Below are 16,729 nucleotides of genomic sequence, written 5' to 3' on the forward strand. Positions count from 1 at the left end.
GATGAACATGCCGACGGAACAGGCCGCCATGATGCAGGCCGAAGCACAAGCACAATCACAAGAGACACAGGCACCGTACGACAAATCGGACTTGACCTTGCGCGATCGCCTGATCGAAGCGGGCATTCTGCTCGATACCGGCGAAGACGGTCTCTATGGCCGCAGCGAAGTATTCGAGGATGTCGTCGAACGGCTCAATCAGGCCATCACGATGCTCGGCGCGGATCAACACGCGGAAGTGCTGCGCTTTCCGCCCGCGATGCGCCGCCGCGATTTCGAGGACAGCGAGTATCTGAAGAGCTTCCCGAATCTGGCGGGCACGATCCACTCGTTCCAGGGCAACGATCGCGGGCATCATCGCCTGCTCGAAGCGCTCGACAAGATCGTGCATATCGGTGAAGAGGAAGAGCGCTCCGACGAATGGATGGATCAGCAAAAGCCGACGCGCCTCGTGCTCACGCCGGCCGCGTGCTATCCGATCTATCCGCTCGTCGCGAAGCGCGGCAATCTCGCGGCTGACGGCGCGATCTTCGATGCGTTCTCGTACTGCTTCCGCCACGAGCCGTCGATCGATCCGGGCCGCATGCAGATGTTCCGGATGCGCGAATACATCCGCGTCGGCAGCCCCGAGCAAGTGATGGCGTTCCGTCAGAAGTGGATCGACCGCGGTTCGCTGCTCGTCAATCTGCTGCAACTGCCTTTCGAAATCGATCTCGCCAACGATCCGTTCTTCGGTCGCGGCGGCATGATCGTCGCCGATAGCCAGCGCGCGCAGCAACTGAAGTTCGAACTGCTCGTGCCCGTCGCGACGCCCGACCGTCCGACCGCGTGCCTGTCGTTCAACTATCACCAGGACCACTTCGGCGAGCTGTGGCACATCCGTCAGGCCGACGATCAGGTCGCGCATACCGCGTGTGTCGGCTTCGGCATGGAGCGCACGACGCTCGCGCTCTTCCGTCACCACGGTCTCGATGTCAAGGCGTGGCCGGAGAAAGTGCGTCAGTTGCTTTGGGGCGACAAGGCGCCGCTCATCGAGGAAGGCCTCGCGAACCTGGGAAACAAGGCATGAACGCACGCTCGCCGGCAGAAGCCGTGACCGACACGTCCATGCCTGCGGACACCGCCTACATCCAGCACGCGCTGCATCGCGAAGAGCGCGTCTGGCTGGAGACGAACTGCTATGTCGACTTGTGGATCGAGCTGCTGCATCACTACGGCTGCGATCCGCATGCGGCGCTCGGTTTCACGGTGACGCAGGCATTCGAGGGCGATCAGTTCACGTTCCCGAAGTTCTCGCTCGACGATATCGCGCGGCTCTATGGCCTGCAGGCGCAAGAGCTCGCGATCTACGACACGCTGGAAGCGCACGTACGCGAGCAGACGCGCCGCGGGCAGATCGTGGTGGTCGAGATGGACTCGTACTATCTGCCCGACACACGCGCGACCGCGTATCGGCAGACGCATACGAAGACGACCATCGCGATCGACGCCATCGACACGGAAGCGAAGCGCATCACGTACTTCCATAATGCGGGTTACTTCGCGTTGGCGGGCGAGGACTACGATGGCGTGTTCCGTCTGATGCCGGGCCTCGCAAGCGATGTGCACGCGCTCTTCCCGTACGTCGAGTTCGTGAAGCGCGCGCGTGCGCCGCTCGAAGGCGATGCGATGCTGCAACGCTCGGTCGAGCTGCTCAAGCTGCGTCTCGCGGAACGTCCCGCGGTGAATCCCGTTGCGCAATGGCGCGCGGAATTTCCCGAGCATCTGCGTGCGTTGCTCGAACGCGATCCCGCGTACTATCACCTCTACACGTTCAACGTGATGCGTCAGCTCGGCTCGAACTTCGAGTTGCTGTCGAAGTATCTCGGCTGGCTGAACCGGCACGGCGTGGAAGTATCGAGCGATATTCAGACGAGCGCTCAAGCGATCGCGAGCGAAGCGATGGTCATGCAGTTTCGACTCGCGCGCGCCCGCATGCGCTCGCGCTCGGACCTGTGCGAAGACTGCCTCGATTCGATGCAGGCTTCGTACGACAAGGTTATCGAGCCGCTCGCCGCGCGCTTTCTGTGAACGCCGAAGCCGCGCGCATGCCGCGCGGCTTTGGCGTCGTTCTTCGCATTCCATCGACGAGGTAGGTTCATGCACGACCAGTGCGCGCACGCGGCGCGGCGTCTTTCAGAAGGCTGGCAATGCGTGAGCACGCCAGCGGGTTCATGCGCGGCGCCCGCATCGCTCGACACCGTCACGCAATGGATCGACGCGCCCGTGCCGGGCACGATCGCATCCGCATTGCGCGCGCAAGGCGTCAGCGATGAAGCGCTCGCGCAGCCGTTCGCGCATTCCGATCATTGGTATCGCGTGAAGCTCGCGGGCGACGGCATGCGGCGCTTGCGCTTCAATGGGCTCGCGACCATCGCCGAAATATGGCTCGACGATCGCAAGCTGCTCGAATCGGATTCGATGTTCGTCGCGCACGATCTCGACGTCGAACTCAACGGCGAGCATACGCTTCATCTGTGCTTCCGTTCGATCGCGCCCGCGCTTGCCGCCAAACGCGGACGTGCGCGCTGGCGTCCGAAGCTCGCGCAACCCGCCACGTTGCGCAACGTTCGCACGACGCTGCTCGGGCATATGTCCGGATGGTGTCCGACGATTCAACCGGCGGGTCCGTGGCGCCCCATCGAATTGATCGGCGAAACGCGCGCGTGCATCGACAACGTGGATCTGCGCACGAGCATCGACGGCAACGATGGCATGCTCGATGTCACCGTGCGCTACTTTCATACACAGGAACAGGCGCCGGTTCGCATCGAATGTGGCGACGCGCACGCCACGCTGGAATGGCACGACGCGCGCACGCTCAAAGGCCGCGTGCGCGTGCCCGATGTGCGCTTGTGGTATCCGCACACGCATGGCGAGCCATCGCGCTATGCCGTGAAGCTCGGCGATATCGATCTCGGCGAAGTCGGCTTTCGCACGATAGAAGTCGATCGTGGTGTGGACGGCCGAGGCTTTCAGCTCGTCGTGAACGGCGTGCCTGTATTCGCGCGCGGCGCGTGCTGGACATCGGCCGACATCGTCGCGCTCGATGCGCCGCGCGAGAAACTCGAGAACGTCTTCCGCCTGATTCGCGATGCGGGCCTGAACATCATTCGCGTGAGCGGCATCACGCTCTATGAATCCGACACGTTCTACCAACTCGCCGACGAATACGGCGTGCTCGTGTGGCAGGACTTCGCGTTCGCGAACTTCGATTATCCGGACGACGAAGCATTTCGCGAGAGCGCGCAACGCGAAGCCGAGCAGTTCCTTTCACGCACGCGACGCTTCGCATCGCTCGCGGTGCTGTGTGGCGGAAGCGAAGTGCATCAGCAGGCGGCGATGCTCGGCCTGCCCTTCGACGCGTATCAGCAGCGCCTCTTCACCGAACTCTTGCCGAATGCGATTGCAGCGCAGCGGCCCGACGTCGCGTATGTCGTGAACTCGCCGAGCGCGGCGCCCGGCGACGAGGAGTCGATGCCTTTCGGCACGCGCGGCGGCATTACGCATTACTACGGCGTGCCGGCGTATCAGCGCCCGTTCGACGATGTGCGTCGCGCGCACGTGCGCTTCGCCTCCGAATGTCTCGCGTTCGCCAACGTTCCCGACGATGTCGCCCTGCGCGCGATACCGAATGCGCGCGCGCACGAACCGCGCTGGAAAGCAGGCGTGCCGCGCGATCCCGGCTCGGCGTGGGATTTCGACGATGTACGCGAGCATTACATGCGATCGCTCTATCGCATGGACGTGCCGCGTTTGCGCTATGAAAATCCCGAGCGCTATCTGGAACTGTCGCGCGCGGTCGTCGCGGATGTGATCGGCGCGGTGTTCTCGGAATGGCGTCGCGAAGGATCGAGTTGTGCGGGGGGCATCGTATGGAATCTGCTCGATGTGCGTCCGGGCGCGGGCTGGGGCGTCATCGACGTTCTCGGCGCACCGAAGAGCGCGCTGCATGGACTCGCGCGCGTGCTTCAACCCGTGCAGGCGTTGATCCTCGATGAAGGTCTCGACGGACTCGACGTTCATCTCGTCAACGATACCGCGCGCGAGATTCGCGCGCGCGTCGAACTGGCGTGCCTGCGTGAAGGCGCGATCAAGGTGGCGAGCGGTTCGCGCGATGTCGTATTGCAACCGCGCAGCGTACAACGTGTGTCGTCGAATGCGCTGATCGGCGCATTCTTCGATATCGCATATGCGTATCGCTTCGGCCCGCGCGCGCACGATGCGACGCATGTCGTTCTGCGCGACGCGGACACGAACGAAGTGCTGTCGGAAGCGTTCCACTTCCCCGATCCGTCGATCGGCGAGCGGCGCGATATCGGCTTGAGCGTCACCGTCGAGAAGGACGACGAGGGCTTCAGTCTCATTGTCGAAACGGCGCAGCTCGCGCGCTGGGTGCATATCGCCGATCCGAACTACTTCGCACGCATCGACTGGTTTCATCTCGCGCCGGGAAGCACGCGTCGCATTCCGCTCGTCGCGCGGCACGGGAACGTGAGCGCCGCGCCCGAGGGCGATGTATTCGCGATCAATGCGATTCGAAGCGCGACGTATCGCGCTTCGTGATGCGCGCGCGTCAGCGGCCGAATGCTTCCGTTTCGATGCGCCGTCCGGTGAGGAATGCATCGGCGACGAGTCGCAGCGGTCGCACATCGACATCGCTCGTTTTCGTTTCGATGAGCGTGTGAAAGTGCTCGTACAGCGCGGGATATTCGCGCTCGGCTTCGACATCGATCTCCTTGCCCGCGATCGACAGACGCTTGCCGCCTTCGCGCATCGAGAGGCGGCCCGCGTCCGTTTCGATGTCGATGTCCCATTCCTCGACGGGACCGTGACGCCAATCGAACACCGCGCGCACCGGCGCGCCGTTCGTCGCGACGCAATCGAGTTCGGCGGCGATCGGCGTGGATGTATCGGCCGGCATCGTGAGCGTGGCGGCGCGCAGCGCGACTTCATGCGGCAGGATGCGCGTGACGATCGATAGCGCGTTGATGCCTGGATCGAATACGCCGAGACCGCCCGGCTCCCAGATCCATTGCTGCCCCGGATGCCAGCGCCGCACGTCTTCCTTCCATCGCACTTCTACCGAGCGAATCGCGCCCGGTTCCTTCGACGCGAGCCAGGCGCGCGCCGGTTCGACTGCGCTCGCCGCGCGCGAATGCCACGAGGCGACGAGCGTGCAGCCGTTCGCGCGTGCAACGTCGCGCAATGCTTCGACTTCGCTCACGCTCGCGCCTGGCGGCTTTTCGAGCATGACGTGCTTGCCTGCGTCGAGTGCGACGAGCGCTTGCGCGTAACGCACTTGAGGCGGCGCGCAGAGCGACACTGCATCGACCGACGGCTCGGCGGCGAGCAGCGCGCCGATATCCGGATAGTTGCGCACGCCTTCGACGCTTGCATTGCGGCTCGCGCACGCGACGAGTTCGAACCCCGGCTGCGCGGCGATCGCGGGCAAGTGCTGATCCCGCGCGATCTTGCCGATGCCGACGACGGCGAGCTTGTGTACGGCTTTCATGCGAATGTCTCCTCCTTTCCGTGGAACCGAATCACGTTCCCGCGTGACCGCGGCCGAACAGCGTGGCCCAAAGCGTTTCATGCTTCGGCTTCGTTATTTCCAGAAATAAACCCTCTACGCAAATCTGCGCCAGATTCTCATCGACCCCGATGCCCGTTCCCGTGACCGTTTGCATCGAACGACGTCTCGATATGCGGCGTTTCCTGAACCGCGCCGCGCAAAGGCAGCGAGCATGCAACCCACTTTTCGGGATTTGTGTAGAGGTCGAACCCCTTGAGACGCTTATCCAAATCTAACACCATCGATAGCGTTCCCGCAGTAATGACATACACCGGCGGATGGATATCGCAGCGCCGGTCGATCTCTTCGCTTAGGTTGACCGTCTTGCGACGGAAGTGGACAAAGCCGCATACTCGATTGCGCAGAGCACAGTGAAGCAATCGCTGTCCCATTGCACTGTCGCACTGGAATCAATATGCGCCGTGGTATGAACGGTGGGCTGCTTCATAGGATGTGTCTGTAAGCGAAGTGAAGAATGGTGTAGGCGCGCTCTCGAACGACGGTAAGCGGCGACTCTATAGGCCTCTCGCTTATCGCGATTCGCCCGTCGAGCGCATAGATGCGCGATACGCCCGCGTTTTCCTCGCGATAGCCAATGACGGCATCCAGCTCCGCGTCATGGATTGGCTTCGCATTGAAGGGCACGGACGGTGGACGGATTTCGAAGCGACCCACCTCAATCGGCTTCTTTGCAGGCTTCCAATCGAACGACGGCTCGTCTCTGCTATACGGCAACGACGATTGCATATTCTGACTCTCGAACATAGCGAGCCAACAGAATACTTTGCCATCCGAATTGATTCGCCACTTGAAGTTACGGTGACGAATCCGCGATACAGCTTCCGATTCGTCACCTCGCGATACCCTATCGCCCGCTCACGCAGTCGCCGCCACCTCCACCGGCGCGCGATAACTTTCGATCAACCGTTCGCGCTTCTTCGCGACGGCCGCGATGTTGCGCTCCTTCACATGCCCGAAGCCGCGGATTTCATCAGGCAGTTGCGCAAGCTTCAACGCGGCATCGCATCGTTGCGCATCGAGCGTCGCAACGAATTCATCTACGAGCGCAATGTAATCCGCGATCATCCGGCGTTCGGTGCGGCGCTCTTCCGTCTTGCCGAACACATCGAACGATGTGCCGCGCAAACCCTTCATCTTCGCGAGCACGCGAAACGCCGGCAGCATCCACGCACCAAAACGCTGCTTCACGAGATGGCCACGCTCGTCGCGTTTAGCGAAAAGCGGCGGCGCGAGATGGAACATCAGCTTGTAATCCCGGCCCGGTTCGCCCTCGAACTGCTCACGCAGCTTGTCGAGATACGCGGGATCGGCATAGAGACGCGCAACTTCATACTCATCCTTATAAGCCATCAGCTTCGCGAGATTCACCGCGACGGCGCGCGTAAGGGGTAACTTCGCGTTCAGCAGCTTTTCCTTCTCGCGAATGCGCTCGACGACATCGCGATACGAACGCGCATACGCTTCGCTCTGATACGCCGCGAGCAACGCTTCGCGCGTCGCGATCACGCTCTCCAGCGACTCCGGCATCTTCACGATGACCGCGCGCTGCGTGGACTTGAGCAGATCGCCGGCGCCGTTCTGCGCAACGAAGCGGCCCCAGTTGAACGCGAGCACGTTCTTCTCGACGGCCACGCCGTTCAGTTCGATCGCGCGCGTGAGGCTCGCGAGTTCGAGCGGCAACCAGCCCTTCTGCCACGCGAAACCAAGCAGCAGCGGATTCGAATAGATCGTGTCGCCGAGCAGTTTCAACGCGAGCGCATTGGCATCGACGAACTCGCATCCCGCGCCGATGCTCTCCGACAACGCCTGCTCCGTCTGCGCAGCGGGAAAGGTCCATTGCGCATTCGTGACGAACTCGGCGGTCGGCGTCGCGCCGCTGTTGATCGCCGCGTGCGTGATGCCGTGACGCGTGCGCGACAGCACATCGTTCGATGCTGACACGATCGCATCGCAACCGATGACGAGCCGCGCTTCGCCCGTTGCGATACGTGTCGCATGCAGCGCTTGCGGCTTCGGCGCGATCTGCACGTGACTCAGCACCGCGCCGCCCTTCTGCGCGAGACCCGCCATATCGAGCACGGTCACGCCCTTGCGTTCGATATGCGCGGCCATGCCGATCAATCCGCCGATCGTCACCACGCCCGTGCCGCCGACGCCCGTCACGAGAATGCCGTAAGGCTTCGACAAGGCAGGCAACGAAGGGATCGGCAAATTATCGAAGTCCGGCTTCACGCCTGCGGCCGCCTTGGGCTTGCGAACCTGCGCGCCTTCAGCGGTGACGAAACTCGGGCAAAAGCCCTTCACGCACGAGAAATCCTTGTTGCACGAAGACTGGTTGATCTTGCGCTTCGTGCCGAGCGGCGTGTCCATCGGCTCGACCGACAGGCAGTTCGATTGCACCGAGCAATCGCCGCAGCCTTCGCAAACCGCATCGTTGATGAACGCGCGACGCGCCGGATCGGGATACGTGCCACGCTTGCGGCGACGGCGCTTCTCCGTCGCGCAAGTCTGGTCGTAGATGAGAATGGTCGTGCCTTGCGTATCGCGCAACTCGCGCTGAATGTGATCCAGCTCATCGCGATGATGCACGTTCACGCCCTGGGGCAACGCAACGTTCGCATCGTATTTCTGCGGCTCGTCGGTCACGATGACGATGCGCTTCGCTCCTTCCGCATAGACCTGATGCGCGATCTGCGGCACCGTCAATACGCCGTCGACGGGCTGGCCGCCCGTCATAGCAACCGCATCGTTATAGAGAATCTTGTACGTGATGTTCGCGTTCGCCGCAATCGCCGCGCGCACCGCGAGCAGGCCCGAATGGAAGTATGTGCCGTCGCCGAGATTGACGAAGACGTGTTTATCGCCGGAGAAATGCATCTGGCCGATCCACGCGACGCCCTCGCCGCCCATCTGGCTGAACGTCTCGGTCTTGCGGTCCATCCACATCGACATGTAATGGCAGCCGATGCCCGCGAGCGCGCGCGATCCTTCGGGCACGCGCGTCGATGTGTTATGCGGACATCCCGAGCAGAACCACGGCTTGCGCTCGACATCGACGCGCGGCTTGGTTGCCTCGCGCTCTTTCGCTTCGATCGTTTCGACGCGCGACAACATGCGCGCACGCACGTCTTCGGGAAGATCCGCGCGCGCGAGACGACGCGCGATAGCCTTCGCGATCAACGCGGGCGATAGCTCGTAATGCGCCGGCAGCAACCAGTCGCCGCGCGGCACGGACCATTCGCCGCCTTCGTTGTCGCGCTCGTCGAACTTGCCGTAGATGCGCGGGCGCACGTCTTCACGCCAGTTATAAAGCTCTTCTTTCAGCGCGTATTCGAGAATCTGCCGCTTCTCTTCCACGACGAGAATCTCTTCGAGACCGGTCGCGAACGCGCGTGCGTCCTGCGCATCGAGTGGCCACACGCAGCCCACTTTCAGCACGCGCAGGCCGATCTGCGCGCAGGTGTCATCATCGAGACCGAGATCGACGAGCGCCTGACGCACATCGAGATACGCCTTGCCCGCCGTGATGATGCCGAAGCGCGGCTTGTCCGAATCGATGACGACGCGATTGAGCTTGTTCGCACGCACGTAGGCCAGCGCCGCGTACCACTTCTCGTCGAGCAGACGCGCTTCCTGCGCGAGCGGCGAATCTGGCCAGCGAATGTTGAGGCCGCCTTCGGGCATCGCGTAGTCGTCCGGCGTGACGATCTCCACGCGATCCGGATCGAGATCGATCGATGCCGTCGATTCGACCACATCGGTCACGCATTTCATCGCGACCCACAGGCCCGAATAGCGGCTCATCGCCCATCCGTGCAGACCGTAGTCGAGATACTCCTGCACGTTCGACGGATACAGCACCGGAATGCCCGCCGCGATGAACGCATGATCCGACTGATGCGCGACCGAGGACGACCTCGCCGCGTGATCGTCGCCAGCGAGGACAAGCACGCCGCCATGCTTGTCGGTGCCTGCGGAATTCGCGTGCTTGAAAACATCGCCGGTGCGATCGACGCCCGGTCCCTTGCCGTACCACATGCCGAACACGCCATCGCGTGTCGCGCCCGGCCACAGATTGATCTGCTGCGTGCCCCAGATCGACGTCGCCGCGAGATCCTCGTTCACGCCCGGCTGAAACACGATGTCGTTATTCTTCAGATGCGCCTTCGCCTTCCATAGCGACTGATCGAGCGCACCGAGCGGCGATCCGCGATAGCCCGAAACGAAGCCCGCCGTGTTCAGCCCCGCCTTGCGGTCGCGCGCTTTCTGCAACATCGGCAGACGCACGAGCGCCTGCGTGCCGCTGATATAGACGCGGCCTTTCTCCAGCGTGTATTTATCGTCGAGCGTTACGGTTGCAGCGGCTAGTGCGGCGCGATCGGGTGCGTTCATGAGGGCATGTCTCCGGAATTCGGGAATTAGTTTTTTTGCCGAGTATAGGAAGCCGATTTGCGATCGTAAAATCACGAATACACAACTCCGGTATCTGAAAATCAGATGGCGTTCGATCTCACGCTCAGGCAGTTGCGCTACTTCGTCGCCGCCGCGCAAACGGGCCAGTTCTCGATGGCGGCGGCCAACGAACACGTATCGCAGTCGGCGATCACGAATGCGGTGCTCGCGCTCGAAAGCGCGCTCGGCACGAAGCTGTTCGAGCGCCTGCCGCAAGGCGTCGCGCTGACGCCCGACGGTCAGGATTTTCATAACCATGCGCGCCGCGTGCTCGACGCCGCGCGCGATGCGATGCACATGCCGCCGTTTCGCGCGCACGACATGCGCGGCGTCGCGCGAATCGCGGCGTCCTATACGGTGCTCGGGTATTTTTTGCCGGAACTGCTCGCGCGCTTTCGTGCGACGTATCCGTTCATCGATTTCGATCTGCGTGACATGGAGCGGCCGCAAATCGAAGAAGCAGTCGCGAATGGCGATGTCGATATCGGCGTGGTGCTGCTATCGAATCTGCAGCGTCCGAATCGTTTCGACAGCCAGGTCTTGATGCGTTCGCGCCGGCAACTGTGGGTCGCGCCGATGCATCCGCTCGCGCAGCAGCACGCGGTATCGTTGAAGGATATCGCCGTGCATCCCTACATTCTGATTACCGTCGATGAAGGCGAGCAATCGACGATGCGCTACTGGCACAAGAAGCGCATCGAACCGAACATCGCGTTTCGCACGAGTTCGATGGAAGCGCTGCGCGGACTCGTGGCGCATGGCTTCGGCGTCACGGTGCTATCGGATATGGTGTTTCGGCCGTGGTCGCTCGAAGGCAAGCGCATCGAGGCGCGGCCCGTCAACGACGCGATTCCTCATATGGAAGCAGGCATGATCTGGCGCAAGGGCGCGACGTTGAGCGCCCCGTCGACCGCCGTGCAGCAGTTCCTGATTCATGCCTGTGGTGCTTAGTTCGAACTCAATGCGAAATGCTTTCGAGCGATCGCCCGAGCGTGCGCGGTCCCATCGATCCGATGCAGATCATCACGATCAGCATCGCGCCCGCGATGAAGCCGAACACGCCGGTCACGCCCGCTTCCTTCAGCACGAACGCGATCACGAACGAACTGAACACCGCCGATAGCCGGCTCCACGAATACACGAAGCCGACAGCGCGTGCGCGGATCGTCGTCGGATAAAGCTCTTGCTGATACGTGTGATACGTGAACGAAATGATGTTGCCCGCGAGCGTCAGCAACACGCCGAGCGTGACGATCATCACCGCCGCCGACGCCTGGCTGAACAGCAGGCCCGCGACGATATTCACGGCCGCCATGAACACGATCACATGCTTGCGTTCGAAACGATCGGCGATCCAGTAGCCGAGCAAGGGACCGATGGGCGCGGCAAGCCCGATCACCGTCGTATAGAGCAGGCTCGACGTGACTGTCACGCCCTGCTTGACGAGCAGAGTCGGCACCCAGTTCGCGAAGCCGTAGAAACCGACCGTCTGACAGATATGAAAGACGATCAGCATGAGCGTGCGCTTGCGATACGGCGGCTTCCACATATCGGCGAACCCGGCGTTTCTTGCAATGGGATCGGAAGGACCCGGCGCGGGCAACGGCTTGCCGTACTGAAGCGCGACCGTGTCTTCGAGACGGCGCAGCACTTCGTCGGCTTCGTCGATGCGGCCTTTGCTCGCGAGCCAGCGCGGGCTTTCCGGCAGATTGCGCCGGAAGTACCAAACGAACAGCGCACTCACGCCCCCCGCCAATGCGACCCAGCGCCAGCCATCGAAGCCGAACGGCGCGCGCGGCACGAGCAGATACGAAAGGAACGCGACCACCGGCACGGCGGAAAAGCCGATCGCCTGACACACGGCGAACGCCCTTCCACGCAGATGTTTCGGCGCAAGCTCGGACATATAAGTACCGATGGTCACGAGTTCCACACCGATGCCGAGCCCCGACACGAAGCGCCAGAAGTTGAGCCACAGTGCCGTGTCCTGAAACGCCATCACGGTATTCGCCGCGACGTACCAGAGCAGCGAATACGTGAAGATCGCGCGACGTCCGTAGCGATCGGCGAGAAAGCCGCACGCGATCGTGCCGATGAACAAGCCGCAGAACAGCGCGGCGATGAAGCTCGCGACGCCCGTCGTGCCGAAGAGACCCGCGGTCGTCGATGTGAGAATGCCGCTCTTCACGAGACCCGGCGCGATATAGCCGGTGAAGAGCAGATCATATAGCTCGAAGAAGAAGCCGAGGCTCAGCAGAAAGACGAGTTTCCACACCGCGCGCGTGGCGGGAAGCCGGTCGAGGCGTGCCGAGATGCCCGCCGTGTCCGCGATGGCGGGCGCGTCCGTGAACGCGCTGTCGGCGGCGTCGTGCAGACGCGAAGTGCCCTGCATGATGGCCATTGCTTGTCTCCTGAATGTATTTTGAAGCCGCATCGATGGCGGCTCTGTCATGCTGCGTGCCTACTGCGTGAAGCGTTCTTGCAACTCCGCGAACGATGCGATGCGGCCGATAATTGCGCTTGCAACTACCGTCGGCGGGCTTGCGAGCCATACTTTCCCCGGACCCGAGCGGCCCGGAAAATTGCGATTGATCGCGCTGATGGTGACTTGTTCGGCCTGTGTCGACGAACCTGGTCCGCAGTTCGCGCACGCACCGCACGACGGTTGCAGCAGAATCGCGCCGACGCGCTCGAACGCATCGACATAGCCTTGCGCGATGCAATAGTCGCGCACGTCCTGCGTGCCGAATTGCAAATAGAGCGTCACATTGCCGGGCACGCGCAAGCCGCGCTTCGCCGCCCACGAAAGCACTTCGTGATAGTGATCGAAGTCCTCGCGCTTGCCTGCCGTGCACGAACCGCCATACGCGATATCGATGACCGGCCTTTCATCGAGCGCTTCAAGCGCGATGCCGTTGCCCGGATCGCCGGGCGCGGCGAGCATCGGCGTGAGACGCGAGCAATCGATCGCGATGACATCGGCGTAGCGCGCGCCTTCATCGCTCCGCATCCATGGCTCGATCTTGAAGTCGATGCCGCGCCGCGCCTTCAGAAAGCGCACGGTTTCATCGTCGGGAGCGACGATGCCCGTGAAGCCGCCTAACTCGGCCGTCATGTTGGTGAGCGTCGTGCGCGCATCGGTCGAGAGGCTCGCGATGGCCGTGCCCGCGAACTCGAACACCTTGCCGACGCCCGCGCCCGCGCGTATGCGCGAATCGGCAAGCAAGTGAAGCACGATGTCCTTCGCGGTGACGCCCGCGGGAATCGGTCCCGATAGTTCGATGAGCAACGATTGCGGCACCGTCATGCGAACCGCGCCGGTGACGAATGCGTTCGCCATGTCCGTCGTGCCGACGCCGAACGCGACACATCCGAGCGCGCCGCTATGCGGCGTATGCGAATCGGTTCCGACGATCACGTGGCCGGGCAACGCGTAGCGCTCGGCCATCATTGCGTGCGAGATGCCTTCGGAGCCTTCGTCGAGCTTGCTGTTCGCTTCGCTCAGATAGCCGTGATTGCGCACATCGTAGTCATGCGCGAACGTGCGATGCGCGTCCGATAACTCGCGCACGTTCGGCAGCAGCCCGTTCCCGATATGCAGTTCGCTGCGATGCGAATACGACAGATGATCCTCGAACGCGAGCATGCTGCGCGGTTCGTGCAGCGTCAGCGGGCGGCCGAATGCCGCGTGCAGCATATGCGCGGCCATGCCCGTGTAGTACTCGTGGATGAAGCGCCAGTCCGCGCGCACGAAGATGCCGTTGCCCGCTTCGAGCGATGCGTTGGTCACATCGGTCGTCAATGTGTGACGCGCGAGAATTTTCTCTACGAGCGTGCGCGGCGCTTCATCGTGCGATGCTTCGCCGATGCTGACTCGTTGCATACGCAACTTTCCATAGCGCAACAGTCCGCCGCTCGAAAGGATCGCCGCCGCCAACGGATCGCGATCCGCAACGAGTTCATCGATATCGATAGCCTCGCCGCGCCGGATGCGTTCGATCAGGCCGAAATCCGTCGACGTGAAAAGCCCGAGATTGTCCGCGTTCTGCCGATAGATGCGTTCGAAGCTCCGCGCGATCACGAGCCGTATGCCCGCGTGATATTCGGCGAGCGGGCTATGTTCGCGCGACGAGCCTTTGCCATAGCGATTGCCCGCGACCGTCACCTGAAAGCGGCCCGCGCGCACGGCATCGTGGCCGATCGGATTGCGCCCGCCCGCATGAAACCCGACATACGGGCATTGACCGAGCCGCTCGTCGAAACGCGTGAGCACGCTGATCGGCGTGATTTCGTCGGTGGACACATCGTCGCGCAGTGCGCCCGCTTCATCGAGCGTGAGATCCTCGCCGGCGAGTTGCTGCTCGACCTTCGCGGCGTCCGCGCTCAGAAACAGGATTCGTCCGCTTACATTCAGATTGGCCATCGCATTCTCCTCGACGCCAATCTAGACGCACCCGCGCGCGCGCATGAAGTGTTCGTTCGGCACTGGGGCCATCGCGAGACGCGATGTCCGTGTTAACCCTCGCCGATGAGCGTATCGATCAGCGCCTGCACCGCCTTCAGCCGCGAAGACTTGCGCGGCGCATGAACGCGCAGGCATCGGCCGCTGCCCCACGTTTCGCGCAACGGCACGCGCACGAAATTGCGCGAACCCGCGAACGCCGACGCCGCGCTCGTCGGCACGATGCCGATGCCGAGTCCCGCTTCGACCATGCGGCATTGCGCATCGAAGCTGTTGACTGTGACGGTCACGTTGAGCGGCACGCGCGCGGCGTCGGCGTGTTCCTTCAAGGTCTGATCGAGCGAGCCGCCTGCCTGCAACGCGACGAGCGGAAAGCGCGTCACTTCGGCGAAGCTCAGCGCGTCTGCTTGCGCGAGTTCGTGACCGGGCGGCAGGACGACCATCAGCGGATCGTCGACGAAGCGCCATGTATCGAGACCCGCATGCGCCTTCGTGCTCGCCGATATCCCGACATCCGCGCGATCGTCGAGACATGCGCGAATCACTTCATCGCTGATCTGTTCCGTCAACGCGATCGCGACGAGCGGATAGCGCGCCTTGAACGACGTGAGACGTTCAGGCAGAAAGCCGACGATCGCCGACGCATTGGCATAGAGACGCACGACGCCCGCGATCTGGCCGCTCATCGACTGAACTTCGCGCGCCATGCTCTCGAGCTGTCCATGAATGGAACGCGCGCTCGCATAAGCATGCTGCCCCGCTTCGGTCAGTTGCACGCCCGAGGACGAGCGAATGAGCAGCGCGACGCCGATGGCCGCTTCGAGATCGGCGATGCGCCTGCTCAACGCCGACGGCGCGATGTGACTGCGGCTCGCGGCGCGCGCAATCGATCCCTCCTCGACGACCGCGATGAAGAGTTCGAGACTGTAGGGATCGATTCGCATGGCTCTCGTGTTTATCGTCCGCCGGATAACGACGTGATGATTGCATACGCCGCCTTCACACGCTCTTCGTTCGGGATGTTCCTGTTCGCGAGCATCACGATGCCCACGCGCGCTTTCGGCACGAACGCGATATAGGCGCCGAAGCCGTTGGTCGAGCCGGTCTTGTTGATCCACACGTCGTCGCGCGGCGCTTGCGGCGGATCGATGCGCGTGACGGGCGTCGCGTTCAGGATCATCGACGACGAGTTTCCTTCGAGCAAAGGCTGTAACGCGACCGGATACGGATACTGTTCCCAGATGAGATCCTGCGTCATCGGGCCGGCCTGGAAATAGCCCGTGTGCGTGGCATCGACGGCGCGCTGAAACGCCGGATCGATACGCACGAGGTTCATGTTGATCTGCAGGAAGCGCGTCATGTCCGCAGCCGTCGATCTCACGCCATAAGCCTCCGGCGAAAGCACGCCGCCTTTCATGCGTATCGGCGCGTCGTCTTTCGTATAGCCTTGCGCGTAATCGCGCTGCTTCGAAGCGGGCACGTTGATGTAACTCTGCTTCAGTCCCAGCGCGGGAAAGAGACGCGTCTCCATCAGCGCTGCGAAGTCCTGCTTCATGCTCTTCGCCGTGATGAGGCCGAGCGTGCCGATGCCGGGATTCGCATACGTGCGGATCGTGCCGGGCGGCCGGGCCGGACGCCATGTTTTGAAGTACTGCATCAGTTGCTCGTTGTCGTGAATCTCGTCGGGCACTTGCAGCGGCAAGCCGCCCGGCGTGTGCGTGCCGAGATTCAGCAACGTCACCTTGCCGAACTCCGTCCCATCGAGCGATGGAAGATACTTGCTCACCGGATCGTTCAAGGAAAGATCGCCTTCGATCTGCGCATACGATGCGAGCGTCGCGGTGAACGTCTTGCTGATCGAGCCGAGTTCGAAGAGCGTATCGCGCGTGACGGGCTGCTTCGTCGCCTTAGACGCCACGCCGTACTCGAACACATAAGGCTTGCCGTCGACGACGACGCCCACGGCCATGCCGTGAATGCCGTGCAGCGCCATCAACGGCTCGATGGTCTGATCGACGGTCGACTTGACGCTCGCTGCATCGTCGGCATAGGCGGCGCCGGACATCGCGCCAAAAGAAAAAATGGCTGCTGCCAAAAGACTCAGCGCGCGAAACTTCATGGTCTTGATCCTTCGTTCTGGTTTGCATGATTGGAACGAAGCGAAATATCCGCTCTTTTTC

General features: G+C 62.4%; 12 protein-coding genes. 4 read left to right on the plus strand and 8 right to left on the minus strand.

Going from position 1 to position 16,729, the window contains the following annotated elements; all coding sequences use genetic code 11:
- Position 1: 1 nt before the first annotated feature.
- From NCS03_RS22040 to NCS03_RS22050, 3 genes are all read left to right on the plus strand, one after another.
- The gene (locus NCS03_RS22040) at positions 2 to 1,069 is read left to right on the plus strand and encodes an amino acid--[acyl-carrier-protein] ligase (RefSeq protein WP_033536223.1); all 1,068 of its coding nucleotides are present in this window, start codon (positions 2 to 4) and stop codon (positions 1,067 to 1,069) included.
- Positions 1,066 to 2,070, plus strand: a complete 1,005-nt coding sequence (locus NCS03_RS22045; protein ID WP_250529785.1) for a DUF1839 family protein — start codon at positions 1,066 to 1,068, stop codon at positions 2,068 to 2,070. Before NCS03_RS22040 ends, NCS03_RS22045 begins: the two co-directional genes overlap by 4 nt.
- Before the next feature lie 69 nt (positions 2,071 to 2,139).
- Complete coding sequence (locus tag NCS03_RS22050; RefSeq protein ID WP_250529786.1) at positions 2,140 to 4,605, plus strand: glycosyl hydrolase 2 galactose-binding domain-containing protein; 2,466 nt, start codon at positions 2,140 to 2,142, stop codon at positions 4,603 to 4,605.
- A 10-nt stretch (positions 4,606 to 4,615) separates the two neighbouring features.
- Here the strand turns inward: NCS03_RS22050 and NCS03_RS22055 are convergent, their stop codons facing one another.
- From NCS03_RS22055 to NCS03_RS22070, 4 genes are all read right to left on the minus strand, one after another.
- Entirely contained in the window at positions 4,616 to 5,554 is a 939-nt protein-coding gene (locus tag NCS03_RS22055) for a Gfo/Idh/MocA family protein (RefSeq protein WP_250529787.1), read from the minus strand.
- A 137-nt stretch (positions 5,555 to 5,691) separates the two neighbouring features.
- Positions 5,692 to 6,006, minus strand: coding sequence for a hypothetical protein (locus NCS03_RS22060; protein ID WP_250436689.1), 315 nt, complete (start codon positions 6,004 to 6,006; stop codon positions 5,692 to 5,694).
- 52 nt (positions 6,007 to 6,058) lie between these two features.
- Positions 6,059 to 6,361 carry a hypothetical protein gene (locus NCS03_RS22065; protein ID WP_250529788.1) on the minus strand — a complete coding sequence of 101 codons (303 nt, stop codon included), beginning with the start codon at positions 6,359 to 6,361 and terminating at the stop codon, positions 6,059 to 6,061.
- 129 nt (positions 6,362 to 6,490) lie between these two features.
- Positions 6,491 to 10,027, minus strand: a complete 3,537-nt coding sequence (locus NCS03_RS22070) for an indolepyruvate ferredoxin oxidoreductase family protein (RefSeq protein ID WP_250529789.1) — start codon at positions 10,025 to 10,027, stop codon at positions 6,491 to 6,493.
- Positions 10,028 to 10,132: 105 nt separating this feature from the next.
- Here NCS03_RS22070 and NCS03_RS22075 point away from each other — a divergent pair, with 105 nt between their 5' ends.
- Positions 10,133 to 11,038 carry a LysR family transcriptional regulator gene (locus NCS03_RS22075; RefSeq protein WP_008348350.1) on the plus strand — a complete coding sequence of 302 codons (906 nt, stop codon included), beginning with the start codon at positions 10,133 to 10,135 and terminating at the stop codon, positions 11,036 to 11,038.
- Positions 11,039 to 11,045: 7 nt separating this feature from the next.
- On the opposite strand, the gene NCS03_RS22080 is transcribed toward NCS03_RS22075, so the two are convergent.
- The 4 genes from NCS03_RS22080 to ampC form a co-directional block, all read right to left on the minus strand.
- On the minus strand, positions 11,046 to 12,488 hold the full coding sequence (locus NCS03_RS22080; protein WP_250529790.1) for an MFS transporter: 1,443 nt from the start codon (positions 12,486 to 12,488) through the stop codon (positions 11,046 to 11,048).
- 60 nt (positions 12,489 to 12,548) lie between these two features.
- Positions 12,549 to 14,510 carry an aconitase family protein gene (locus tag NCS03_RS22085; RefSeq protein WP_250529791.1) on the minus strand — a complete coding sequence of 654 codons (1,962 nt, stop codon included), beginning with the start codon at positions 14,508 to 14,510 and terminating at the stop codon, positions 12,549 to 12,551.
- A gap of 92 nt (positions 14,511 to 14,602) precedes the next feature.
- Positions 14,603 to 15,493 carry a LysR family transcriptional regulator gene (locus tag NCS03_RS22090; RefSeq protein ID WP_250529792.1) on the minus strand — a complete coding sequence of 297 codons (891 nt, stop codon included), beginning with the start codon at positions 15,491 to 15,493 and terminating at the stop codon, positions 14,603 to 14,605.
- Between the two features lie 11 nt (positions 15,494 to 15,504).
- Positions 15,505 to 16,668 (minus strand): class C beta-lactamase, encoded by a 1,164-nt coding sequence (gene ampC, locus NCS03_RS22095; RefSeq protein WP_250529793.1) that lies wholly within the window; start codon positions 16,666 to 16,668, stop codon positions 15,505 to 15,507.
- Positions 16,669 to 16,729: the final 61 nt, after the last annotated feature.

The sequence above is a fragment of the Caballeronia sp. ATUFL_F1_KS4A genome (assembly GCF_023630905.1).
Lineage (GTDB): Bacteria > Pseudomonadota > Gammaproteobacteria > Burkholderiales > Burkholderiaceae > Caballeronia > Caballeronia zhejiangensis.